This window comes from Pseudomonas sp. Pmew2, from assembly GCF_058129885.1.
In genome coordinates this window covers 3142779-3166508 of record NZ_CM176702.1, presented here as the reverse complement: position 1 = coordinate 3166508, position 23730 = coordinate 3142779, and the positions used below count along the sequence as shown (strand labels likewise).

Below are 23730 nucleotides of genomic sequence, written 5' to 3'. Positions count from 1 at the left end.
ACGTTGTTCCTCGATGAGGACTGCCAGTTTGTTTACTACGCCGGTGAGCCCTTCCCTGGGCGTCGCGGTCGACTCAGAACCCGATAGTCGCTGACAGCAGATAGGTCCGGGGTGTCGACAGGGTCAGGCCCGGCTCGCTGTCATCCGACGCTCCTGCCGAACTCCAGTAATACTTGTTCATGACGTTCTCGACATTGGCCCGCAGTGTGATGTCCTTCTGATCGACCTTGAACGCATACCGCGCGCCCACGTCGAAGCGCTCGGAAGAATCGATGCTTTTGCTGTTGGCCTGGTCCAGGTACTGCGAGCTGGTGTAGATACCCCGCCCGGTCAGGGTCAGGCCCTTGACGCTCGGCACGTCCCATTCTGCGCCCAGATTGACGTTGTACTCGGGGGTGGCAGGTGCGCGATTGCCATCGAACGTGCCGTTGACGGTATTGGTCAGCTCGCTGTCGATGTACATCACCCCGCCCAGCAGACGGAAGCCCTTGAGCGGTTCGCCGAACATGGTCAGCTCGACGCCGTCGTTGCGGCGCTTGCCGTTCGGGCCGAAGACGCGCGAGATTGTGTTGGTCTCGTAGGCCGGTTGCTTGATACGGAATACGCTGGCAGTGAAGGCGTATGACCCCAGGTCATATTTGGCCCCGACCTCGATCTGGCGGCTGACGAAAGGCGGGAAGATCTGGTCTTCGTTCACCGACGTCGACGGCGCGATCTTGCCCTGGCTCAAGCCCTCCATGTAGTTGGCATACACCGAGAGGTCGTCGGTCACTTTGTACAGAATGCCGCCTGAAGGTGAGACCTTTTCCTCGTCGTAGGAGGTGTCGCCCTTGACGTTGTCGGTCCAGTCATCAACCTTGACTCGCTGCCAGCGGGCACCGAGTGTCAGCAGCAGGCGGTCATCGAAAAAGCCCAGTGTGTCGGTCAGGGCCACACCGCTGAAGCGGTTCTCGGTGTAAACCTTGGAGTCGGCCCGCGTGGGGTTGGAGGGTGTCGGCGTGTCGACCGGATTGTAGAGATTGCTCGGCGCGGCTGCGTAGCGTGCACCACCGTTTTCAAAGTCCATGTAGAAATAGCTGGCAGCCAGATTGACCTCGTGGCTGACCGGTCCGGTATTGAACCAGCTGCGTGCGCCGGCAGTGGCTGTGCGAACATTTTCGTCGCGGGTGAAGTCGCGCGGCTGAACGCTGAAGTCACCTGCGTCGTTGGTGACCGATACCGCATGGCGCAGGAAGTCATGGTTACTTTTGCGCGCGCCGACACCGCCGTACAGCATCACCGAGTCGCTGAAGTCATATTCGGCATTCACTGCGCCGAAGGTATCCTTGGTGCGCGCCTTGCTCCAGGACTGCGCATAGTTGTCGCGAACATCGTTGGCGTTGGGCACCTTTGCATTGGCACCCACCTGTACGCGCTCCTGCGGGGCATCGGTATCGCGCTCGGTGTGCCCGATATCCGTCGACAGGCGCAGGCGGTCGCCGCGAAAATCCAGGCCCAGCACGGCCATGTCGCGATCAACGCTCTGATGATCCCATTCAGTGTCGCCAGACTGCTTCACGCCATTGAAACGGATACCGAACTTGTCGTCCTCGCCAAAGCGACGCGCCACATCCACCGCCGCGCCTGCCTGCCCCTTGGACGCATAGCTGGTGGTCAGCTCGGTGATGGGTTTATCCGTTGCGCGCTTGGGGACCACGTTGATCCCCCCACCGACACTGCCGCGCGGCGAAATGCCATTAATCAACTGGCTTGGACCCTTGAGTATGTCTACCCGCTCGGCCATTTCCATGTCGATGGTGTATGTAGGCAGGATGCCGTACAAGCCGTTGTATGAGACGTCGCTATTGAACAGGCTGAAGCCGCGAATGGTGAACTGTTCGTAACGCCCGCCTGCCGGGTTGGTGGCACGCACCGACGGGTCGCTGGCAATCAGGTCGCCAAGGGTACGGGCCTGCTGGTTTTTCACCGCGTCCTTGGTGTAAGTGGTCATGCTGAAGGGCGTTTCCATGAAGTCCCGCGAACCCAGCATGCCTTGCGAGCCTTTGCGTGCCACTTGGCCGCCTGCGTATTCCTGGCCATCGGTAGAGCCGCTATCACCGACAATCGAGGTGGGTGCGAGTTGCAGGCCTGCGCTCGCGCTGTCAGGTGCCGGGATCAGCGTGTAAGCCTGCTCTCCGACGGAGATCAGTTGCAGACCGGAACCTTGCAGCAAGCGCGCAAAGCCTTCCTCGACCGCGAATTCGCCGGACAACCCCGAACTGTTTCGACCGTTCACCAGCGCAGGGTCTACCGAAAGGTTGACCCCGGCCTGACCGGCAAAGCGGGTGAGCGCGGCGCTCAGGCTGCCAGCCGGCACCTCATAGGCACGTTTGCCCGAGGTTTCGGCCCAACTGGTCGAGGCAAACAACGGACTGGAACTCAACGTCAGCAACAGGCTGAAATGCAAAAGCGGACGCAAACGGTAGGAAGACACTGCGGACATAGAGGGAAACTCTCGTATTTTTTGTGCACTTACCTGAAATGACCAGCGAGACAAAAAAAAGGGACAGCTTCACGCATTATTTTTTGTCGAAATGTTTTTTCGAGGTACCAGCGTGACCCAGTAACGGGTCCGCATCTGCACGTCCACCGGCAGGCTGGCAGCCAGTAACGAAAGCACGCGGTCGGTATTGTCGAGCCTGAAACTGCCCGTCACTCGCAGGGCTTCAAGTGCCGGCTCCCAGCGCAGCAAACCGGGGCGGTAGCGGCCAAGCTCGCGCAGGAAATCACCCAGAGACTGGTTCTGTGCGGTCAATACATCGTCGCGCCAGCCGGGCAGCAAGGCGTCGAAGGCGCTGACAGGCCCGGCTCCGTCCTGTTTGAGGCTGACCTGTTGTTGTGCATGCAATGCCAGCACCGGCCCCTGCAGCGGATAGAGTTGCACTGCGCCGCTGACCACCGATACACGGCAATCGCTCTGGTTGAGACGTACACAGACTTCACTCTGACTGACCACGACGCGCCCGTAGGGGCCCTCGATGGTCAGCGCTGCCCTGCCCGGCACCTTGAGTGCTATCTCGCCACGCACAAGGGTGACTCGACGTGCACCCAGATCGACATTCACCGCGCTGTCGGTGTTCAGTTGCAAGGTGCTGCCATCGGCCAGGGACAGACGCTTGTGCTCGCCGACGGAGGTTTGCAGGTCGGCACGCCAGACATCCAGCGGCAACTGACGGCCCACCAGCCAGGCGGTAGGGACCAATGCCACAGCGCCCAACGCTCTTTTGAGCGCCGCGCGTCTTGCTTTGTCGGGACGATCCAGAGTAGCCATAGCCAGATTGGCAGGCAGGCCGAAAAAACGCTGCCGCAGCTGTTGCGCCTTTTGCCAGGCGCGCTCATGACTGGCAGAGCTGTCGCGCCAGTGCTGCAGCATGGAGTGATCTTCTTCGCTGGCGCCGCCGGATTCCAGAAGCGCCAACCACTGCGCCGCCCTGCGTACTACCTCGCGTTCTTCGTTAGAAGGTGCCGAGCGAATCACCAATCCACCAGCAGGCAGTGTTCGTAGGCTTGCGCCATATAACGTTTGACGGTGCGTTCGGAAACATCCAGGCGCTCTGCGATTTCCCGATACCCCAGCCCCTCAAGCTGGCTCCAGAGAAACGCCCGGCGCACCACTGCCGAAAGACCGTCGAGCAACTCGTCCAGCGCCTGCAGGGTTTCCAGCAACAGCCAGCGCTGCTCAGGCGACGGCACGCTGTCTTCAGGCAACCGCTCCAGCGCTTCGAGGTAAGCCTGTTCCAGGCTGCGGCGAGTATAGAAGTTACTGAGCAGGCGCTTGCCCACCGTCAGCAGGTAAGCGCGTGGCTCCTGCATATCGGCGATCTGCTGAGAGCTGGACAGTACACGCAGGAATGTATCCTGACTCAGGTCCGCAGCATCCCAGGCATTGCCCATGCGTCTGCGCAACCAGCTTTCCAGCCAGCCATGATGATCGCGGTAAAGGGAATGCAAGGTCTGCTGTGATAGCGTCGCTGCTTCAGTCATGTCAAAAGCCTTGAGCGATGGGTGCGCCAAATGAGACTGATTCTAATTAGTGTTATATCCCGAGTCCACGCTCTTTTTTTCAAAAAGCCCGCCGCCGCTGCGTAAAATCGGGGTCATTGGTCCGCAACGCGTTGATCTGCGCTGTATACAAGTGATTCACTCGAGCGACAAATAAACGCGATGTGTAACTTTTTTGTACCACTTTCGACGTAAATTTCTTCCGGGAAATCGATCAGTGGTTCGCCCCCGCTAATACGCCAAGTGCCGCACGATCAAGATGTCGCTCGACACGTCCCTCGCGGATCAACAGTGCCCTGTCACACAAATGGGCAACGGTATTCATGTCGTGACTGACCAGAATCATGGTCATGCCCGTGTCGCGACGCAGGGCCTGGAGAAGATTGAGTATTTCCGCCTGAACGGTCATGTCCAGCGCCGAGGTCGGTTCGTCCAGCAACAACAGTGCTGGATTCAATTGCAGCGCACGAACGATGGCAACGCGCTGACGCTGGCCGCCGGACAGTTGATGCGGGTAGCGATCGAGCATGTCACCCGACAGGCCCACCTGTTCCATCGATGCAACCAGATTGGCCTCGTCGAAAGGAAGGCCGTTGATCTGCCGCGGCTCGCGCAGGCTGCGGCGGATCCGGTGCAGCGGATGCAATGACGCATAAGGGTCCTGAAACACCATCTGCACCTGCTGACGCAAGGTTCCCGTGAAGGCTTTCTGCGCGTGAAGCGGCTGCCCCAAGAGGTTCACACTGCCCTGCCAGTCGCGCTGGAGGCCGGCGAGCACTCGCAACAAAGTCGATTTGCCAGAGCCCGACGCGCCGATCAGGCCAAAGCATTCACCCGGTTCGATTCTCAACTCTGCCATCTGTAGTGCAGTAAAGGCATGCAGGCCGCGCTTGAAGCTTACCGTCAGTTCATTGATATCCACCACGCTCATGGCAGCGCCTCCATTAGTTTGCGATCAAGGGTCGCAAGTGCCTGACCATAGGTCAGAGCAGAGGGCTGACAGCGCCATAGCGTCTGCGTGTAGGGGTTACTGGCAGTTGCCAGTTCGGCGGCGTTGCATCGGTCGACAATCCGCCCGCGGTACATGACCAGCGCCCGGTCACAATATTTCGCCACCAGAGGCAGATCATGACTGATCAGCAGTAACCCCATGTTGCGTTGTTCGACAAGGCCCAGAATCAACTCCAGAATCTGATCGCGCAGGCCGCTGTCGAGTGCCGAGGTGGGTTCGTCGGCAATCAAAAGGCGCGGATCATTGATCAGCATCGCGGCGAGCATCACCCGCTGCCCCATGCCGCCGGACAGTTCGTGGGGGTAGCTGTCATACAGCGCCAGCGGGTTGGGCAAGCCTACAGCCTCCAGCATGTCGAGTGCTTTTTCGCGGCGCTCACGGCGTCCCAGCCGGGTATGCAGCACCAGCGCCTCTTCAACCTGAATGCCGACCCTGAGCACCGGGTTGAGCGAATACCTGGGGTCCTGCAACACCAGTGACAGACGAGTACCGCGCAGGCCCTGCCATTGCTTTGCCGTCAGGCTGCGCAGGTCATCGCCTGCCAGGCTCATGTGTTCGGCGGTCACCTGACCGGGGCGTGCGACAAGCCCCAGCAACGCACGCGCGGTGAGTGACTTGCCCGAGCCGGACTCACCCACCAGCGCGACCTTTTCAGTGCCCACAGTGAAATCGATCCCCTTGACCACCTCGATCAGTTCCGGGCCCGAGCCTGGAAAACCGATCCGCAAGCCCTGCACGTTCAACAGCGATTGTTCATGAGTCATGACGAGGATCCAGTACATCGCGCAGACCGTCGCCCAGCAGGTTGAAAGACAGGCTCGTCAGCAATATCGCGATTCCCGGTGCAGCGGCGACCCACCACTGATCAAAGATGACCCGGCTGCCGTCGGCAACCATCGAGCCCCATTCCGCAGTCGGTGGCTCGACACCCAGGCCAAGAAATCCCAGCCCTGCGGCGGCCAGAATGATGCCGCCCAGGTTCAGTGCTACACGCACGATCACCGAAGGCAGGCACAGCGGCAGGACGTGACCGATCAACAGACGCATGCCACGTATGCCCTGCAAGTGAGCTGCGGCCAGATAGTCGCTGTTGCGCAATACACTGGTTTCCGCCCTTGCCTGACGGGCATACGCGGGCCATGCCGTGAGCGACAGTGCCAGTGCCCCGTTGAGCAGGCCCGGCCCCAGAATTGCGACAAACGCCAAGGCCAGCACCAATTGCGGAAAGGCCATGATTATGTCGGTCAGGCGCATCAGGATTCGCTCGGCCCAGCCGCCGTAAAAGCCGGCAGTAACGCCCACCAGCAAACCGATGGGCAAGGTCAGCAGCAATACCAGCGTTACCAGCAGCAAGGTCGGGCGTGTGCCGTAAAGCAGGCGTGTGAACAGATCCCGGCCAAACGCATCGGTGCCCAGCCAGTGGGTGGCAGACGGCGGCAGCAGACGCTCCTGAATATTCTGCGTATTGGGATCAAAACCACTCAACAGCGGCGCCAGCAACGCCACAAGTACCAGCACCCCGATAATCGACGCGCCGATGAGTAATGCGGGTGAGCGACGCCATCCGCTGCGAGCCACTATATTGTCGAACGCTACGGAAACACTCATGACACCCCCCGTGTTCGCGGATCGATCATGCCAGCCAGCACATCGGCGATGCCGTTGACGACCACAAAACAGAGTCCGATAACCAGCGTGCTACCGAGGATCGCTGGTACGTCACCGGCAAACAACGCCGTGGTGAGGTAGCGGCCGATACCCGGCCAGGCGAAGACCGTCTCGGTGAGAATCGAGCCTTCGAGCAGACTTGCGTAAGACAGGGCAACGACGACCACCAGCGTCCCGGCAACGTTCGGCAACACATGGCGCAACAGCACCCGACCACGTCCCGCCCCCTTGGCCAGCGCAGTCACGACGTACTCCTTGCCCATTTCTCCCAGCAGCGCGGAGCGTGTCATGCGGCAAATGCCTGCCATCGAGTAAAACGCCAGGACTAGAACAGGCAAGACCAGATGACTGAAGGCGTTGGCCAGCGCGCCGCTTTCGCCAGAGCGCCAGGTGTCCCACAACATCAATCCACTGCTCAATTCAAGGGCGTAGAGGTACGAATCGTCCAGACGGCCTGGCCCGCCAGCCCATTCCAGCCTGGCGTAGAACAGCAGGAGCATCAGCAGACCGAGCCAAAAGATCGGCACTGAATAGCCAATCAGCGAGACCAGCCGCACCAGCCCGTCAACCCAGCCTCCCGGCCGCCACGCTGCCAGCAGGCCCAATGACAGGCCGAGGGTACTGCCCAGCAGAATGGCCAGGGTCGCGAGCTCAAGTGTGGCTGGCAGCGCACGGCTCAAACCTTCCAGCACGGGCTGTCCGGAGGTAATGGAAACTCCTAGATCGCCCTGCCTGAGGTTGTTCAGATATCGACCGAACCGCGCTGGCCAAGGTTGATCAAGGCCCAGATCGGTTCGAACCTGGGCCAGCGACGATTCGCTGGCGTGATCGCCAGCAATCCGTAGCGCCGGATCGACTGGCGATAGAGTGGTCAGCATGAATGTGAAGAACAACAGGCCGATCAGTGTTATCGACAACGACAACAGTCCGCTGGCCGCCACTTTAACTCTGCGTGAAGCCCCTGCTCTCACTTGCTTTTGCTCACCTGATCAAAATACGGCAGCGAAACGGTGATGTTCTGTAACACACCTTGCACGCCGTCATGTACCGCGACCTGGTTCTGACCTTGCAGCGCCACGACAAATGGCGAGCTTTGCTGCACAGTTTTTTGCAGGTCGGTATACAGCGCAACACGTTTTTGCGGGTCACGTTCGGCAGCAGCCGTGCGGGTTTCCTGGCTCAGTTGCGGGATATCCCACTGAGTGCGCAAGGCGATGGTTTTCGGACCGTTGGCGACGTTGTAAGTGAAGGCGCTCGCGTTGGAGTGAGGATCCAGATAATCCATCCCCCAGTAGGTGAAGATCAGCTGAAAGTCCCGGGCGCGCATTTTCGCCAGTAGCTCGCTTTCTACCAGCGGACGCACTGAAATCTCTATGCCGGCTTTGGCAAAACTGGCTTGCAGCGCCTGGGCAATATCTGTGTAGGGAGGTTGATTGAACACATTGAGTTCGATTTTCGTGCCTTCGGCAATACCACCCGCCTTTAAGGCGGCCTTGGCTTTATCGACGTCCAGTTTGAACGGTTTGTCGACCAGCGAGCCGATGACACCCTCAGGGAGGAATGCCTGGTGGACGCTGTACTGGTTTTTCAACAGATCTTTGGAAATGCCCTGATAATCAACCAGCCAGCGAGCAGCTTCCCAGAACGCCGGGTTCTTAAGTGCAGGCGCCTGCGTGCTGCCACTGTTGATGGCCAGGTAATAGATCATTGAGGACGGGAATCGCTGCACACTGACGCCCTTCTGCTTTTCCAGAGCGCTGAACTGGTCTGCACCCAGATCGAACGCAAGGTCAGCATCGCCCTGCACCACCAAAAGACGTCGGGTTGCCGGGTCAGTGACGTTCTTGAGGATTACTGTTTTCAGCTTGGGGGCCTTGATGGCATTAGGATTGGCCTGAAGCACCAGCGCCTCGTGCGGCACGTAGCTGCGCAGCGCATAGGAACCCGTACCGGCTGAATGATTTTTCAGCCAGCCGTTGCCCAGATCAGCGTCTTTCGTATGCTTGCCGACCTCTACCGCGTCGACAATGAAGCCCACTGGCGTCGCAGACAGAATGCTCAACGCAAATGAACTGCCTACCGCTGCTGGCCAGGAAATCTTCACATGCTGGTCATCCACCCGGGTCAGGAAGCTGTCGACGTTTTCCGCCGTCCAGCCCAACTCACCCAGGATGAATGCAGGTGACTTGTTCAGTTTGACCACGCGGCTCAGTGAGTAAATGACGTCTTCCGGGCGAACACTGTTGCCCGCGGCAAATCTGGCACCGTCACGCAGTTCGAAAACCAGACTCTTGTCGTCGTCACCCGCCTTCCATCTGGATGCCAGGGCAGGCACCAGACTGGCCGGGTTCTGCCGGTCTGGCTCAAGCAAGCGCTGATAGATATTAGCCAGGGTGTTGGTCGCGGTTATTTCAAAACTTTCGGCGGGGTCCAAGCTGACAATGTCGTCTATTGAACGCGCCACCACCAGCGTATCCGGGGGCGTCGCAGCCCATGCTGAACCGCTGATTGTGATTGCCATAGCCAGAGCTGTCAGACGCCGCATCGTGAATTCCCTTATGAGCTTGAGTTATTGGGAGCAGACGATATAGCGCATTTGGTAATATAAAAAAGACTGTTTAGTCATTAACTTAGAACGTTTTTCCGGGTTGAGACGCTCGGGGATAGGGCTGCGTTGCGGTTTGGGGAGTGGTGCGCAATAGGTTGCGCAATCAGCGGTCGCTTTAGATCACTTAAGGGCTTGCGAGCCTCGCTTAGCGGCGCTTTGACGGCGTTGCGCAATATCTTGTAATCGCACGCAGAATCTCGCGCAGGTTTTTATTGGATTTTCGACTGAGAAATCACTCTCGAATCACATTTAAAATTAACCTTTTGATTTATATGAATAAAAAATATTTGGCACTGTTCTTGTTAGCTCTCACGGCATTCAACTAGCCCAACTGTCCGTTTCTGTCTGGGCCTCGACGGTATCGATCACCAACGCCAGAACAGGGAATTCACACAATGACCAACGGCAGCCTTAGCGCTGGACCATCCTGCGAAATGGACAAACTGATCGTCCAGATCGTGGGTAAGGATCATTCGGAACAGCAGCAGGTTTTGCTGCTGGGTTCTGATGGAACCCGTATCTATTCACCCAAATCAGAAGTGCTGGAAAGGGAGCTGTTCAGCAGCACCCTGAAGGTCTGGGATCACATCGAGGGCACGCACCTTCATCTGCAGATCGCGACCCTTGAAGGCGAGCCGATTCGCCTGCCGTTGCTCAGCGGCACGAAAGTCACGCCGCGACAGGCCGATGCGCAGTTCAACCAGATCGTTCCGGTATTACCGTTCGTGGCATTGCCCGGTTCGAAAACGGTGGACGATATGGGTACACCGGTGCTGGCTCGCGGGGGTTATGTGTATGTGTTTTATCAGGAGAAGCTGTGGCGCGAGCTGGAGATCCACGTCAGCGAAAACGGCAACACGTATCACGACATCGACGTGGCCCGATATCGTCAGCAAAGCGGGTTTCTAGCGGGCGAGCGCAAGGCCACTGGCCAGGCACTTGAGGACATCTGGCTGCCGGCACTCTGGAACAACCGGCACGTGCAGACGCTACAGTTGTGTTTCTCGGAAATACAGCTCAGCGCGGCACGCCTGGAGCATCTGGAAAAAGACGCGGCTTCAAGAGATCAGCGCTGCACCAGCCCTGATCTGAGCGGGTCGAAAATGCGCTTCACGGACCTGTACAAGGGCAAGCCCGATGGCAAGGCGATGCTCGATGCGTTTTCCGGCTTTGATGCCAAAAACCCTGTCGCCCAGGCACTCATCGCCCCGATCAAGGCGACCCGGCTGAATCTGCAATACAACGCGTTTCCGGTCAGCCTGGCTGCACCGCAGCGCGCCCGCCAGCCCGGTTATGAAAGGCTGCTCGATCATCCGGCGCGGTATCTGTGTGATCTGTCGGGGCAGTTTCCGGTCGAGTCCTTCAGAGAAGCCAAGGCATTTCTCGCTCAGGCTGGCAGAGGTGTTGCTGTGCAGGATGTCAGGCACCTGGAAATGACCGCTATGGCCGATGCGCTGCTCGCCAGTCTGCCGGTCGATGACGTTGCCGAGCCCGTCGATGCGGGCGTGCTCTGGGAAGCGCAGGCCGGTGTCGTCGATGTGCTGGACAAAGCGCGGCAGCGGCAGGTCTGCGGCGTGCTGCTGGACGATGCCTGCTATCGACTGCGTCATCTGCGACAACGTGTCGATACGTGCCAGCAACTGTTCGCGCTGTGCGCCCGACACGCCGTTCTTCACCTACACCATGCCAGCGCGTTGCTGGTGCAACAACTGGTGGTGCCGCGCAGTATTCGCGGTCAGGAAAACCCGCTGCATGCGGCGATGGCCAAGCTGCATGAGCCTGGCAGGCGAGCGATCAACCAATGCACTGCCACGGTCCAGCGCGCGGTGGTCTGGCGGCACATGCTCAGTGCTCAGGACGCGCTGGTCGCCAGCCTTAAACAAAGCGCCACGGAGCAAATGCTGGCGGATCACCTGAGCCTTGAAGGTTTCGACTACGTGGCGGCGATGTATGAGTTGAGTCGGACGCTGGCGACTCTCGCGCTGCTGCCATCCAACGTCGATCCGCTGGCACCCGGTGGCGACATGGTGGATGCGGTCACAGGTGTTGGGCTATGGGATCAGGCCGTGAGCCTTGGGCAGAAGTTTTTGAACCAGGCCGCCAGCGATGACACGTCGCCCCTGCACCTCATGCTCTGGCCCGAATGCGATCTACAGACCGCTTGCGCGCCTTATGTCGTGCCGGTTACAGATGACGAGAACAAAGGCGACGGCCGTTTTCGCGCCACCGAACTGGCCCGTTTCGAGACTCAGCCAGCGCCTGACCCCATCGCCCAAGTCACACTGGACGCCACCACCCTCGCTAACTTGCTGGCGGGCGACAGCCTGCAGAACTTCTTCCTGATCAACAACGGCAAAGCCACAACAGCGGCGCTGGTCGGGATCTTTGAAAACCTGCAAAGCGCCGCAGATGGCGCTGCGAACGCCGTCGCCAAAGCCAGCCAGACTCTTGCGTCAGCCAAAGGTAATGCAAACAGCGCCAATGCCAACGTCCGGTCGGCAAACGACCGACTGGCCCAGATGCAAGAACGACTCGGCGCAAACACTGACAAGATCAACGTCAACCGCCAGGGCCGAGGCGTACAACAACTGCGCAGCATGATGCCCGAGCATTTTGGTGCTGCTTTCCTGATCCGGCGCAATCAGGCCACCCCACAACACTACGTGTTCGGCCTGGAAGACCTGCCTGGCAGAGAGTCGCTGCCAAAAACACGTTACGGCGAATACCTGAGACCCGACGGAACGCCCTTCGGCGACATCGCCCCACCGCATCCCTCTTCTACCCGCCTGCCCAAGGGCGACCATCTGGTACTGGTGATTCCCCGCGGCCACAAAACCGCGCAGGTGGTCGGCGACATGAACCGAACGCTTAAAAAAGCTCGTGAGGCGGCCGGTGCGGTGGGTGATGCTGAACGGGGTCATATTCGGGCGAAGAGCGGGTTGAGCGAGGCGATAGAGGGACTGGATTCGGAGAAGAACAAGGCGGCTTATCGGGTGCTGGGGTCGACACCGTTTTGTCTGGCGGTGTTGATGTTGGAGGTTTGGAATGTGAGTTCGGAGAGTGAGGCATTTGCGCAGTCAATACGCGAAAAAGGATTTCTGAGAGCCGGCGCGGGATTGGGAGGAGCCTTATTGGATTTAGCAATTGCGGCCGAGGCCTTGGCGGTCAAGCTGGCCAGTCAAAAAATATTATTTTCTTTAGGGTCTGTTCCCGTTTCGACGTAACCCATTGATCTCTATGAGAACAGGCCCGTATTGTTGGAGTTCTCACACAACACCAATACGAGCCTGCAATGCCCCGATTAATGCTCAGTGATGAGCACTGGCCGAAGCTTCGAGAAATTTTGCTGCACGAATCGATCTACAACAAGCGAGATTTGCGCACCACGGTTGAAGGCATGCTGTACCGCATGCGTGTGGGTTGCCCTTGGCGAGACCTGCCGAAAGCGTTTGGAAACTGGAGCAAGGTCTACAAGCGGTTCAATGCCTGGTCTGCTTCAGGCAAGTGGGTCAAGGTGCTTGAGGTGCTGATGACCGATCCTGACATGGAGTGGGTTTTCATTGATGGCAGCTATGTAAAGGCTCATCAGCACAGTGCAGGTGCTGCCAGCACGCAGGACCAGGCCATCGGAAAAAGCCGAGCCGGTAACACCAGCAAGATTCACCTGGCTGTAGACGCTTGTGGGCTGCCCATTGCATTTGACGTGACCGGAGGCCAGACCAATGATTGTTCGCAGGCGGCCTCGTTGATTGCCAAGATGCCCAATGCAGAAGTGATCATTGCGGACAAGGGCTACGACACTGAAGCGATACGCGCTCAGGTCGAGCAGCAAGGCAGCAAAGTGGTGATTCCACGAAAGCGCAATTCTCTGAAAGGGAACGCAGATCTGGACAAAGGGTTATATCGCAATCGACATCTCGTAGAAAACGCCTTTGCCCGGTTGAAGCATTTCCGGGCGGCGGCTTCTCGGTTCGACAAACTCAAGAGAAACTATGAAAGCGTCATAGCAATGGCCTGCGCTTTTCTGTGGCTGCCAATGTGAAACGGGAACAGACCCTAGGGTCTGTTCCCGTTTCGACGTAACCCATTGATCTCTATGAGAACAGGCCCGTATTGTTGGAGTTCTCACACAACACCAATACGAGCCTGCAATGCCCCGATTAATGCTCAGTGATGAGCACTGGCCGAAGCTTCGAGAAATTTTGCTGCACGAATCGATCTACAACAAGCGAGATTTGCGCACCACGGTTGAAGGCATGCTGTACCGCATGCGTGTGGGTTGCCCTTGGCGAGACCTGCCGAAAGCGTTTGGAAACTGGAGCAAGGTCTACAAGCGGTTCAATGCCTGGTCTGCTTCAGGCAAGTGGGTCAAGGTGCTTGAGGTGCTGATGACCGATCCTGACATGGAGTGGGTTTTCATTGATGGCAGCTATGTAAAGGCTCATCAGCACAGTGCAGGTGCTGCCAGCACGCAGGACCAGGCCATCGGAAAAAGCCGAGCCGGTAACACCAGCAAGATTCACCTGGCTGTAGACGCTTGTGGGCTGCCCATTGCATTTGACGTGACCGGAGGCCAGACCAATGATTGTTCGCAGGCGGCCTCGTTGATTGCCAAGATGCCCAATGCAGAAGTGATCATTGCGGACAAGGGCTACGACACTGAAGCGATACGCGCTCAGGTCGAGCAGCAAGGCAGCAAAGTGGTGATTCCACGAAAGCGCAATTCTCTGAAAGGGAACGCAGATCTGGACAAAGGGTTATATCGCAATCGACATCTCGTAGAAAACGCCTTTGCCCGGTTGAAGCATTTCCGGGCGGCGGCTTCTCGGTTCGACAAACTCAAGAGAAACTATGAAAGCGTCATAGCAATGGCCTGCGCTTTTCTGTGGCTGCCAATGTGAAACGGGAACAGACCCTAGCCAAAAAACTCATTCATTCAGTGACGGGTCGGATAATAGGTATTTTTGTTTCCGGAGTAACTCTATCCGCAGTGAATGCAATAGATGCGTGGCAAGCATGGCAATGGAACGATAAAGCGCTGTACGGATATTTGCTGATATCTCTAGGTGGTCTAGCAGGTTCGCTGGGAACCTTGTTCGGGGCGGCTGTAACTCTTCTTAATCTCACCGCTTTGGGTTGGGCCGCATTACTGTTGGTCGGAGTGGGCGTAGGCCTGGTCATCTTGCTGAGTTCAACGGCGCTGGAATCATGGTTGGCCAACGGCTAACAACGAACGAACGAGTGGTTTCATGGGTGATTCCTTGTACGCAATGGCAGAGGGTGACGAGCTTCAGGCGCTCGTTCAGCGTTGATCATTCAAATGGCACGCGCTCTGGTGGTTCGGCGAAACCTCCCTCAGCGCTGGAACTTCCTCGCGGCAGCGCGCCATGGCGTGCGGACAGCGAGGGTGGAAATGACACCCGGTTGGCGGGTTCAGCGGGCTGGGGATTTCCCCTTGGATCGCGTCATAACAGGTACTGCGGATATCAAAGCGCGGGATCTGCGCCAGCAGGGCCTGGGTATACGGGGGATTGGCACGCGCAAACAGGTCATCGACCGATGCCGTCTCGACCACACGGCCCAGATACATCACGACCACGCGGTCGCACAGGTGCTCGACCACGCCCAGGTCATGGCTGATAAACAGATAGGTCAGCCCCAGTTCGTCGCGCAGGTCCATGAACAGATTGAGGATCTGGGCCTGAATCGACACGTCCAGCGCTGCTACCGACTCGTCGCATACCAACAGTTCCGGCTGCACCGCCAGTGCACCGCCAGTGCACGGGCAATGCCGATGCGCTGACGCTGACCGCCACTGAATTGATGCGGATAGCGCTGGCGCAACTGCGGGCTGAGCCCGGCACGTTGCAACTGGGCACTGACGTAATCATCAGCCCCTTTGCGGTCGGTCAGGCCATGCAGCAGCGCGCCCTCCCCGACGATACGGTCGACCCTCAGGCGCGGGTTGAGGCTTGACGACGGGTCCTGAAAAATCATCTGTACTTTCAGGCGCAGCGCCTTGCGCTCCTGCGTCGTCAGGCTGTCGAGCGGCTTGCCGTCCACCGATGCGACACCTGACGAGACCGGCAGCAGCCCAGCGACCATGCGCCCAAGGGTCGATTTGCCACAGCCCGACTCGCCCACCAGCCCGACCACTTCGCCACGCATGATCCGCAGATCGACTCGATCCACAGCATGGGTCACCGGTTTCGGACGTGTCAGGTGCAGTCGCTGCAGCAGTCCTTGAAGAGAGTGTTCGGCCACCGGTTTGCCGAAGGTCTTGCTGACCTGGTGCAGCTCGATAAGGGGAATCAGATCACTGGGCATCGGCAGCTCCCGGATGAAAGCAGCGAACCGTCTGGCGCGGTCCCGCCTCGTGGGGTTCGGGGTCGCTCTGTACACATATCTGCGACGCTCTGGAGCAGCGCGCCGCAAAGGCGCAGCCGGCAGGCATAGACAGAAGGTCCGGCGCCATGCCGGGTATCTGACGCAGGCGCTGGCCACGCTTGTTGCGACTTGGCAGGCTGTCGATCAGCCCCTGTGTATAAGGATGTTGCGGGCGATCCAGCACCTCGGCGACCGGGCCTTGTTCGACAATGCGTCCGGCGTACATCACTGCCACGTCATCAGCCAGCCCGGCAATCACGGAAAGATCATGGGTGATCCAGATCAGTGAGGTGCCCTGCTCACGTACCAGCTTCTGCACCTCACTGAGAATTTGCGCCTGAATGGTGACGTCCAGCGCAGTGGTTGGCTCATCGGCAATGATCAGGTCCGGGGCGTGCAGCAGCGCGATGGCAATCGCCACTCGCTGGCGCATGCCGCCAGACAGTTGATGCGGGTAGGCGCGCAGGCGTTCTTCAGGGCTGGCGATGCCCATCAGCGCCAGAGTACGACTGGCATGCTCACGGGCCTCTCGCCTGCCGAGCGGGCTATGCGCGCGCACCGCTTCGATCATTTGCGTGTCGACCCGCAGCACCGGGTTGAGGGTCATCATCGGGTCCTGAAAAATCATCGCCACCCGGTTGCCCTGAATGCCGCGCAGTTGCGAGGCAGACAGTTTGGTCAGATCACGCCCTTTGAACAGCACCTGCCCGCCACTGATGCGCCCTGGCTCATCGACAAGGCCGAGAATCGAAAACCCGGTGACCGATTTGCCCGAACCCGACTCACCAACCAGGCCGAGAATACGCCCCGGCTGCACGCTCAAGGACACATCACGCACCGCTGGCAGCACGCCTGCGCGGGTATGGAACGAAGTGCACAGGCCACGCACATCAAGGGTTGGCTGTGCTGACACCTCAGGCTGGCTCATCGCTGCAACCTCGGGTTGAGAACATCACGCAGACGGTCACCGACCAGATTGATCGCCACAATGGTGATCAACAGTGCCAGCCCCGGAAACAGGCTGATCCAGTATTCATTACTGAGCATGTACTGAAAGCCGTTGGCAATCAGCAGCCCCAGTGAAGGCTCGGTCACCGGCACACCCAGACCGAGAAACGACAGGGTCGCTTCCAGGGTAATGGCGCGGGCGATTTGCAGCGCGCCGATCACGATCAGCGGCGGCAGGCAGTTGGGCAGAATGTGGCCGATCACAATGCGCAGCGGACCAACGCCCTGCCCGCGCGCTGCATCGACGTATTCGCGACGGCTTTCGGTTAGCGCCTGACCACGCGCTGTACGGGCGTAATAGGCCCATTCAAGCACTATCAGGGTAAGCATCACGTTGCCGACGCCCTTGCCCAGCCAGGCGAGAATCATCAGCGCCATGAGAATGACCGGGAATGACAGCAGCAAGTCGACCAGACGCATCAGCAAGGCATCGACCCAGCCGCCGACATACGCAGATACAAGCCCCAACAACGTGCCGATCACTGCCGCAATCAGCGCCGAGCCAATGCCGACCCACAGGCTGATGCGCAGGCCATAGATAATCGCCGAGACCAGATCGCGACCCTGTCCGTCGGTGCCCAGCCAATAGGTATAGCCGCTGTCCATATTGAGGCTGCCTGGCGGCATTCGCGCATCCATCACGTTGAGCTGCATCAGGTCGTAGGGGTTCTGCACCACGATCCAGGATGCCAGGACAGCCACCAGCACAATGACCAAAAGGACCATCAGGCCTGTCACCGCAGTCGGTGAGCTGAAGAACTCGGTCAGCACCCGCCGCCATGGCGATTGAGCCTGCAACAGCGTGCTGCCGATCGGGGCTTTTTCAATGACATTCATCGGGAGGCCTCGATGCGTACGCGTGGGTCCAGCAGGTAATACAGGCCATCCACGATCAGGTTGAGCACCACGAAAATCACCACGACCACCATCAGGTAAGCGACCACCACCGGGCGATCAAGCATGTTGATGCTGTCGAGGATCAGCTTGCCGGCACCGGGCCAGGCAAAAATGCTCTCGGTTACCACGGCGTAGGCGATAGTCGAACCCAGTTCCATGGCCAGCACCGTCACCACCGGGATCATGGTGTTGTGCATGACGTGCATGCACATCACACGCATCGGCGAAAGGCCCTTGGCCCTTGGCCCGGGCGAATTTGACGAATTCCTGAGGCAGCACCTCACGCACTCCGGCACGGGTCAGGCGCAGCACCAGCGAAATCTTGAACAGCGCCAGGTTCAGCGCAGGCAGTAGCAGATGTTGCAAACCGTCCAGCGTCAGCCATGACCATTGCACACCCAGCCATTCACGGGTTTCGCCCCGACCGCTGGCCGGCAGCCAGCCCAGCGTGATCGAGAACAGCATGATCATCATCAATGCCACCCAGAACGCCGGCAGCGAAAAACCGACGATGCTGGCCGCCATCATCAGCCGGGAAAGCGGGTGCTCGGGGTACATACCAGCGAACATGCCCAACGGCACACCGATGACTACGGCCAGAAACAAGGCGCTGAACGCCAGCTCAAAGGTCGCGGGCAAGCGCTGCAGAATCAGGCGCATTGCATCTTCGTGGTACACAAAACTTTGCCCAAGATTGCCGTGAACCGCGCCTTTGAGAAAAATCAGGTACTGCTGCCACAGCGGCTGATCCAGCCCCAGATGAGCGATGGCCTGCAGACGTTCGGCCTGATTGAGGTCTTCACCAACCAGAATATCCATCGGATTACCGATGGCGTTGAGGCCGACGAACACCACCACGGTCATCAACAGAATGACCAGCAACGACTGAGTGAGCCTGCGCAACGCCCAGCCGATCATTGGCGCAGCTCTTCGGCGGTCGGCTGGCTGGCCACCCACTCATCGCCCAGCAGCTCCGGTTCGGCGTAATCGAGCATGGTGTCGAAATGCAGCGCGATGTCCTCATTGAACAGCTGCCCGACCAAGGCATGGGCCAGACGCTTGGAGCCTTCGCTGATGGCAGGAATATCCCCGGACACCGCGCCATAGCTCAGCGCTGCCGGGTAACTGAAGCAATGGATATGGTTCAGCCCCGGACAGGCGCCGGGGGTCTTTTCCTGAAACTCGAAACAATTGCCCAAATCCGGCAGCACCGCCAGTTCGCTGTCGGTTTCGCCTTGCGGCGCTTCGAAACGATCCTGCCAGACGCGAATCTGCGACGAAAACGGGGCAAATTCAGGGCGCTGCCGGAAGTCGGTACGAAACCCGGTGGCAAACACCACAAAATCGGCCTCGATACGCGCTTTGGGCGTGTTCAGCCACACGCCGCCAGCCGGGTTCTGTTCGACTGAAAGCACCGGGCTGTCGAGCATGAAGCGGGCTTTGCCCGAACCAGAAGCGTGGCGGTGGCACTTGCTGAGTGTTCAGGTAGTGGCGAATGCGCCATTTCCAGATATCCGGCAGGCGCCAATAACCGTGAACCATGCCCGGGTTACCGACCCCCTTGCCTTTGTTGATGCGAGGCAGCTCGGCGCGCCGGATGAGCAGGTCAACCCGCGTTGCGCCCGCTTCAAGCGCAGTGGCGGCGCTGTCCATGGCCGATGCGCCACCGCCAATGACTGCCACACGTTTGCCGGTGAACCAGCCATCCTGCAGGCCCGCCGCCGAATGCGTCCACAAATGCTCCGGCAACTGCCGGGCAAAATCCGGCACCCAGGGGCCGCCCAGACCGTCACGGCCCGTGGCGAGCACCGCATGCCGGGCCAGCAGGAATTGCGTTTGCACAGGCGTCACGATATCCAGTTCGATCAGGCCGTCCGCTCTGGGTGCGACCCGGCTCACCCGGTGTTCGTTGCGTACGTCCAGCGCCAGCACCTTGCGATACCAACGCAAGTATTCGGCCCATTGCAGGCGTGGAATCTTGTCCAGTAATGCCCAGCCGTCGATACCGAATTGCGCTTCGTACCAGGCGCGGAACGTCAGCGCCGGCAGCCCCAGCGCCGGTCCGGTCAGTTGCTTTGGCGAACGCAGGGTTTCCATTCGCGCGGTGGTTGCCCAAGGGCCTTCGAAACCGGCCGGGGACTGATCGAAAATCACCGCCGCCACGCCGAGGTTGCGCAGTTCTGCGGCCAGAGCAAGACCGGCCATGCCACCGCCGATGATCGCCACATCAAGCACTGCCTGCCCGGCGCTCACCCTGGCTTTGACCCAGGGCCTGGCGGGCAGGTCCAGCCAGACCAGATCCTGCTGCAAACGAGCTTCCAGGGCCGCCAGACCAGCGGGTGCATTTACATCTGACATTGATCGGTACTCGAAAAAATGTTCGGGCCACAAGCCCAAGCAGTGACTCAAACACTTCAAGAATCATTCCAATGTCGCATTAAATGAATTCTTTAAGCCTTTGAATGCTTAATTCGAATAGTAAGAGGCGCTTTTTATTCTCGCAATGCGCAAAAAAAGCATATTGATATTCCTGAATGGAATTTTAACGGGCTCTGCGTGCGGTGCCGTGGAGCGTCACGACACGCATTGCACCTTACGCTCACTCGGCATAAATGCTCTGCAACAGGGCATCGTGCGCGCTGGCTTCGTGCATGATCATTGCCGGCAACAGGGTTTTTGCGCTGTCGGCAATCTCATCGATCAGCGCGCTTGCCACATCGGACAACGGGCTGGCGAAGGCTGAAATCAGACCGAAGAAAAACGGGATGTTGCAGGCGATCGGCCGGACCACTACACCTTGCAACGGCACGCCGATAGCGGTGAACGGATCGACCAGCGCAATGCCCAGCCCGACTCTGGCCATTTGCATGGCGATCAGGGACGTATTGGTGTCAAGCATGCGCGGCGGCTGACCGCCCGCGTCCTGAAACGCCTTGTCGATGCGTCGACGAAAGCGATACGGGTTGGCCATGGTGATCAGCGTTTGCTGACGCAGCAGCTCCATCGACAGCACTTCATGGGTGGCCAGCGCAGAATCGGCAGGCAATACCGCCACGCAAGGCGCTTCGCCGATCCAGTGGATTTCCAGGCCGCGATGCTCCAGCGGCAGGCTTACCGCGCCCAGGTCCATGGTTTTCGACAACACGGCCTGAACCACATTCTCCGGGGACATGCTCTGCAACTGGATCTGTTGCGGACGCAGATGTTCAGGCAATCGCGACAAGGCCGTAGGCAGCAAGCCAGCCGCCAGGGCCGAGATCGCCACCAGCTTGATCTGGTGATTTTCTTCCTGGGCAATATGCTGCGCACGTTGGCGGATATTCCGCACGCCCAGCAGCGCGCTCTCCACTTCGCCATACATCATGAACGCCTTGTGGGTAGGCGTGACCTTCGGCCCGCTGCGCTCGAACAAGGCAAAGCCCAATTCCTGCTCAAGCTCCTGAATAGCCCGTGTAACCGATGGCTGAGAACGGCCAAGCATTTTCCCGGCAGCAGTGACACTGCCTGCCGACATGACCGCCGCGAAGGCTTCGAGCTGACGCAAATCCATAAGCATGCCTTGATCGATACATAGCCAATGAGGAAGCGCGACGCAATGCGCCCTCTGTTCAAAGCGCGAAAGTCTACACGCTGATGGAGCACTGGGTGAATGAACACCTCACCCGGCGATCATTACCCGGTTTCGGCCTTGCTGTTTGCCCAGATAAAGCGACGTGTCGGCACGATTGAGGGTTATCTGAAAGGTCTCGCCCGCGGCAAGGGTTGCCATGGCAAGGGTTGCGGTGACCGCAATGCTGCGTTCATCGATCTGACCGGCCTCTTCAGCAATACGCCGCCAGATGCGCTCCGCCACCCGCAGCGCATCATCGGGCGCGGTGTCCGGCATCAGCACCAAAAACTCCTCACCGCCCCAACGGGCAGCCATATCGCTGTTGCGCACGCTTGAACTGATGACTTCGGCCACCCGCTGCAACACCGCGTCACCGGTCTCATGCCCGTGAAGATCATTGATCTGTTTGAAATGATCGATGTCGAGCAGGATCAGTGAAGCCGAGAACCCCTGACGCCTTGCCTCCAGCTCGCGTATGCGATGCAGGACTCTCCTGCGCGTATAAAGATTGGTCAGGCTGTCGCGGTTGGCAATATGAAACAGGCTCAGTTGCATCGACGACGTGAAACGTACCGAGAGTGCGGTGGCATAAATCGACAGGACAGTGGCCACCAGCGCATTGACGATACCGAACGCATCAAGCACGTTCTGGCTAAGGCCTGATTCCTGGCCCATGTGCCGGCGAAAGGCGAAGCATCCGACCAGCGACAGGAGTATCGCCAGGCTATAGGCAATGCGTCTGATAGCGACCAGTTGAAAGGTAAAGGCAATGATCGGGATCACGCAGAACAGGTAGAAGCTGAAGTTGCTTTCCCAGCCCAACTCCCATGTCGCGAGCAGTGCATGGCCGATGATTTCCAGACACATCAGCTGTCCGGCCTGGCGATAGCGCTGTCTGCGGATCAGGTAAAGGCAGTTGATGTAGAGCAGCGTGCTGACGATGTTCGCTACCCACAGGACCTTCATGCCCAGCCCCAGGAACACCATCAGCAAGACACAGTGAATGCCCAGCGCGACATACACGATCGGAGTGATGTGTTTCCAGAACTGGATAGCCGTGTCCTTGAATAGCTGGGTGCGGTCTTCCGTCGGGAGGGTCATCATCACGTTATCTCGAAATGCAGGTGGAATATGACCATGAGCGTGGGGTGAAGATCATGATGTGTTGTCGGCCTGAACCGACGCTGCTTGATACGGCGGCTCGATAATATGTTGTTTTGCACAGCGCAAACGCCGTGGCATGTGCCGAAGGAGTCAAATGGACATCACTGATGGCAAGTAGTGCAATTAGATGCCTGATTTTCCTGAACCACTGGCAGCAGGCACGGGCCTGCACATCAGGCTCGTTGGCGAGATCGGTAAGGGATGACGGCTTTTTTTCAATTTGCAGTAGCGATCCCGGTGTTCTGGAAATACTATCGGGACCGGACATTGTGTTGATCGCGCTGCGCCCATCAGCCCGCCAACACGCAGGCAGCCCTGTATGATTCAGAAGGAAGCGTACTGATGGAACGTCTCACTGCAAAAGACTTTGCCCCTGAATTGCTTGAGCTTTACGACTACTACGCGCACGGCCGGATCAATCGACGCGAGTTTCTCGATCGTGCTGCGTTGTTCACCTTCGGCGGCCTGACCGCCAGCGCGCTGCTCGCTTCCCTCAGCCCCAACTACGCGCTGGCCGAACAGGTGGAATTCACCGATCCGGATATCGTTGCCGAGTATGTGTCCTATCCCTCACCCAAGGGGCATGGTCAGGTTCGTGGCTATCTGGTACGCCCGGCAAAAGCCACCGGCAAAGTACCGGCAGTGGTCGTGGTGCATGAAAACCGCGGTTTGAACCCCTATATCGAAGACGTTGCCCGCCGTGTGGCCAAAGCCGGTTTCATCGCGCTGGCACCTGATGGCCTGTCCTCGGTCGGCGGCTATCCTGGCAATGACGACAAGGGCCGGGAGCTTCAGCAGACCGTTAACCCGGAAAAGCTCATGAACGATTTCTTCGCTGCCATCGAGTGGCTGATGAAGCATGACGCGAGCACCGGCAAGGTCGGCATCACCGGTTTCTGTTATGGCGGCGGCGTGGCCAATGCTGCAGCCGTGGCGTACCCGGAACTGGGCGCTGCCGTATCGTTCTATGGCCGCCAGCCCAACGTCGAAGACGTGGCGAAGATCAAGGCGCCGGTCATGATTCACTACGGCGAACTGGACACCCGCATCAACGAAGGCTGGCCGGCTTATGAAAAAGCCTTGAAAGCTGCGGGCAAGACGTACGAAACGTACATTTATCCGGGTGCCAACCACGGCTTCCACAATGACTCCACCCCGCGTTACGACGAAGCCGCGGCCAAACTGGCCTGGGACCGCACATTGGGGTGGTTCAACAAATACCTGGTTTAAGTTCTGGCCGAACGGCGCGGCACGGATCTGTGACACGCAGCATCACGCAAGGCATTCCCACGCAGGAGCGTGAGGAACGATAGTTTTGTAACTATCGTGCCCATG

General features: G+C 58.8%; 16 protein-coding genes and 4 pseudogenes. 5 read left to right on the top strand and 15 right to left on the bottom strand.

Annotation, left to right across the window (positions count from 1 at the left end; translation table 11 throughout):
• Positions 1-73: 73 nt before the first annotated feature.
• From AC4ANK_RS14355 to AC4ANK_RS14320, 8 genes are all read right to left on the bottom strand, one after another.
• Positions 74-2482, bottom strand: coding sequence for a TonB-dependent receptor (locus tag AC4ANK_RS14355; RefSeq protein ID WP_002553745.1), 2409 nt, complete (start codon positions 2480-2482; stop codon positions 74-76).
• Between the two features lie 69 nt (positions 2483-2551).
• Positions 2552-3517: a FecR domain-containing protein gene (locus tag AC4ANK_RS14350; protein ID WP_002553744.1), complete on the bottom strand. Its 966-nt coding sequence runs from the start codon at positions 3515-3517 to the stop codon at positions 2552-2554.
• Positions 3514-4023, bottom strand: a complete 510-nt coding sequence (locus AC4ANK_RS14345; protein ID WP_002553743.1) for a sigma-70 family RNA polymerase sigma factor — start codon at positions 4021-4023, stop codon at positions 3514-3516. The genes AC4ANK_RS14350 and AC4ANK_RS14345 overlap by 4 nt, the downstream gene beginning before the upstream one ends.
• A gap of 232 nt (positions 4024-4255) precedes the next feature.
• Entirely contained in the window at positions 4256-4972 is a 717-nt protein-coding gene (locus AC4ANK_RS14340; RefSeq protein ID WP_002553742.1) for an ABC transporter ATP-binding protein, read from the bottom strand.
• Positions 4969-5817: an ABC transporter ATP-binding protein gene (locus AC4ANK_RS14335; RefSeq protein ID WP_002553741.1), complete on the bottom strand. Its 849-nt coding sequence runs from the start codon at positions 5815-5817 to the stop codon at positions 4969-4971. Before AC4ANK_RS14335 ends, AC4ANK_RS14340 begins: the two co-directional genes overlap by 4 nt.
• Positions 5807-6661: an ABC transporter permease gene (locus AC4ANK_RS14330; protein WP_002553740.1), complete on the bottom strand. Its 855-nt coding sequence runs from the start codon at positions 6659-6661 to the stop codon at positions 5807-5809. The genes AC4ANK_RS14335 and AC4ANK_RS14330 overlap by 11 nt, the downstream gene beginning before the upstream one ends.
• Positions 6658-7692, bottom strand: a complete 1035-nt coding sequence (locus AC4ANK_RS14325; protein ID WP_044423760.1) for an ABC transporter permease — start codon at positions 7690-7692, stop codon at positions 6658-6660. Before AC4ANK_RS14325 ends, AC4ANK_RS14330 begins: the two co-directional genes overlap by 4 nt.
• Positions 7689-9266 (bottom strand): ABC transporter substrate-binding protein, encoded by a 1578-nt coding sequence (locus tag AC4ANK_RS14320; RefSeq protein WP_460382695.1) that lies wholly within the window; start codon positions 9264-9266, stop codon positions 7689-7691. The genes AC4ANK_RS14325 and AC4ANK_RS14320 overlap by 4 nt, the downstream gene beginning before the upstream one ends.
• Positions 9267-9724: 458 nt before the next feature.
• Here AC4ANK_RS14320 and AC4ANK_RS14315 point away from each other — a divergent pair, with 458 nt between their 5' ends.
• The 4 genes and pseudogenes from AC4ANK_RS14315 to AC4ANK_RS14300 form a co-directional block, all read left to right on the top strand.
• A complete protein-coding gene (locus AC4ANK_RS14315; protein ID WP_421666661.1) occupies positions 9725-12553 on the top strand; it encodes a toxin VasX in 2829 nt (942 codons plus the stop codon).
• Between the two features lie 68 nt (positions 12554-12621).
• Positions 12622-13371 (top strand): IS5 family transposase, encoded by a 750-nt coding sequence (locus tag AC4ANK_RS14310; protein ID WP_460382697.1) that lies wholly within the window; start codon positions 12622-12624, stop codon positions 13369-13371.
• 109 nt (positions 13372-13480) lie between these two features.
• Entirely contained in the window at positions 13481-14230 is a 750-nt protein-coding gene (locus AC4ANK_RS14305) for an IS5 family transposase (protein ID WP_460382697.1), read from the top strand.
• Positions 14215-14553 (top strand): annotated as a pseudogene (locus tag AC4ANK_RS14300) (hypothetical protein); the annotation flags it as partial. The gene AC4ANK_RS14305 and the pseudogene AC4ANK_RS14300, both read left to right, overlap by 16 nt.
• Before the next feature lie 78 nt (positions 14554-14631).
• On the opposite strand, the pseudogene AC4ANK_RS14295 reads toward AC4ANK_RS14300, so the two are convergent.
• The 7 genes and pseudogenes from AC4ANK_RS14295 to AC4ANK_RS14265 all read right to left on the bottom strand — a co-directional run bounded on the left by AC4ANK_RS14295 (position 14632) and on the right by AC4ANK_RS14265 (position 22335).
• Positions 14632-15656, bottom strand: a pseudogene (locus tag AC4ANK_RS14295) (ABC transporter ATP-binding protein).
• Entirely contained in the window at positions 15646-16644 is a 999-nt protein-coding gene (locus tag AC4ANK_RS14290; RefSeq protein ID WP_002553736.1) for an ABC transporter ATP-binding protein, read from the bottom strand. The pseudogene AC4ANK_RS14295 and the gene AC4ANK_RS14290 overlap by 11 nt, the downstream one beginning before the upstream one ends.
• Entirely contained in the window at positions 16641-17561 is a 921-nt protein-coding gene (locus tag AC4ANK_RS14285; RefSeq protein ID WP_031596326.1) for an ABC transporter permease, read from the bottom strand. The genes AC4ANK_RS14290 and AC4ANK_RS14285 overlap by 4 nt, the downstream gene beginning before the upstream one ends.
• Positions 17558-18539, bottom strand: a pseudogene (locus AC4ANK_RS14280) (ABC transporter permease). The gene AC4ANK_RS14285 and the pseudogene AC4ANK_RS14280 overlap by 4 nt, the downstream one beginning before the upstream one ends.
• Positions 18536-19979 (bottom strand): annotated as a pseudogene (locus AC4ANK_RS14275) (NAD(P)-binding domain-containing protein). Before AC4ANK_RS14275 ends, AC4ANK_RS14280 begins: the two co-directional pseudogenes overlap by 4 nt.
• Before the next feature lie 241 nt (positions 19980-20220).
• The gene (locus AC4ANK_RS14270) at positions 20221-21171 is read right to left on the bottom strand and encodes a LysR family transcriptional regulator (protein WP_002553730.1); all 951 of its coding nucleotides are present in this window, start codon (positions 21169-21171) and stop codon (positions 20221-20223) included.
• 108 nt (positions 21172-21279) lie between these two features.
• Complete coding sequence (locus AC4ANK_RS14265; RefSeq protein ID WP_002553729.1) at positions 21280-22335, bottom strand: GGDEF domain-containing protein; 1056 nt, start codon at positions 22333-22335, stop codon at positions 21280-21282.
• A gap of 402 nt (positions 22336-22737) precedes the next feature.
• Here AC4ANK_RS14265 and yghX point away from each other — a divergent pair, with 402 nt between their 5' ends.
• Positions 22738-23625 carry a YghX family hydrolase gene (gene yghX, locus AC4ANK_RS14260; protein ID WP_002553728.1) on the top strand — a complete coding sequence of 296 codons (888 nt, stop codon included), beginning with the start codon at positions 22738-22740 and terminating at the stop codon, positions 23623-23625.
• The last annotated feature ends 105 nt before the right edge of the window (positions 23626-23730 follow it).

Excerpts from the sequence above, each read along its gene's own strand:
- yghX (WP_002553728.1), top strand. The coding sequence starts at position 22,738 with ATGGAACGTCTCACTGCAAAAGACTTTGCCCCTGAATTGCTTGAGCTT.
- AC4ANK_RS14340 (WP_002553742.1), bottom strand. The coding sequence starts at position 4,972 with ATGAGCGTGGTGGATATCAATGAACTGACGGTAAGCTTCAAGCGCGGC.
- AC4ANK_RS14285 (WP_031596326.1), bottom strand. The coding sequence starts at position 17,561 with ATGAATGTCATTGAAAAAGCCCCGATCGGCAGCACGCTGTTGCAGGCT.
- AC4ANK_RS14345 (WP_002553743.1), bottom strand. The coding sequence starts at position 4,023 with ATGACTGAAGCAGCGACGCTATCACAGCAGACCTTGCATTCCCTTTAC.
- AC4ANK_RS14290 (WP_002553736.1), bottom strand. The coding sequence starts at position 16,644 with ATGAGCCAGCCTGAGGTGTCAGCACAGCCAACCCTTGATGTGCGTGGC.
- AC4ANK_RS14355 (WP_002553745.1), bottom strand. The coding sequence starts at position 2,482 with ATGTCCGCAGTGTCTTCCTACCGTTTGCGTCCGCTTTTGCATTTCAGC.
- AC4ANK_RS14315 (WP_421666661.1), top strand. The coding sequence starts at position 9,725 with ATGACCAACGGCAGCCTTAGCGCTGGACCATCCTGCGAAATGGACAAA.
- AC4ANK_RS14310 (WP_460382697.1), top strand. The coding sequence starts at position 12,622 with ATGCCCCGATTAATGCTCAGTGATGAGCACTGGCCGAAGCTTCGAGAA.
- AC4ANK_RS14335 (WP_002553741.1), bottom strand. The coding sequence starts at position 5,817 with ATGACTCATGAACAATCGCTGTTGAACGTGCAGGGCTTGCGGATCGGT.
- AC4ANK_RS14305 (WP_460382697.1), top strand. The coding sequence starts at position 13,481 with ATGCCCCGATTAATGCTCAGTGATGAGCACTGGCCGAAGCTTCGAGAA.
- AC4ANK_RS14330 (WP_002553740.1), bottom strand. The coding sequence starts at position 6,661 with ATGAGTGTTTCCGTAGCGTTCGACAATATAGTGGCTCGCAGCGGATGG.
- AC4ANK_RS14265 (WP_002553729.1), bottom strand. The coding sequence starts at position 22,335 with ATGATGACCCTCCCGACGGAAGACCGCACCCAGCTATTCAAGGACACG.
- AC4ANK_RS14270 (WP_002553730.1), bottom strand. The coding sequence starts at position 21,171 with ATGGATTTGCGTCAGCTCGAAGCCTTCGCGGCGGTCATGTCGGCAGGC.
- AC4ANK_RS14320 (WP_460382695.1), bottom strand. The coding sequence starts at position 9,266 with ATGCGGCGTCTGACAGCTCTGGCTATGGCAATCACAATCAGCGGTTCA.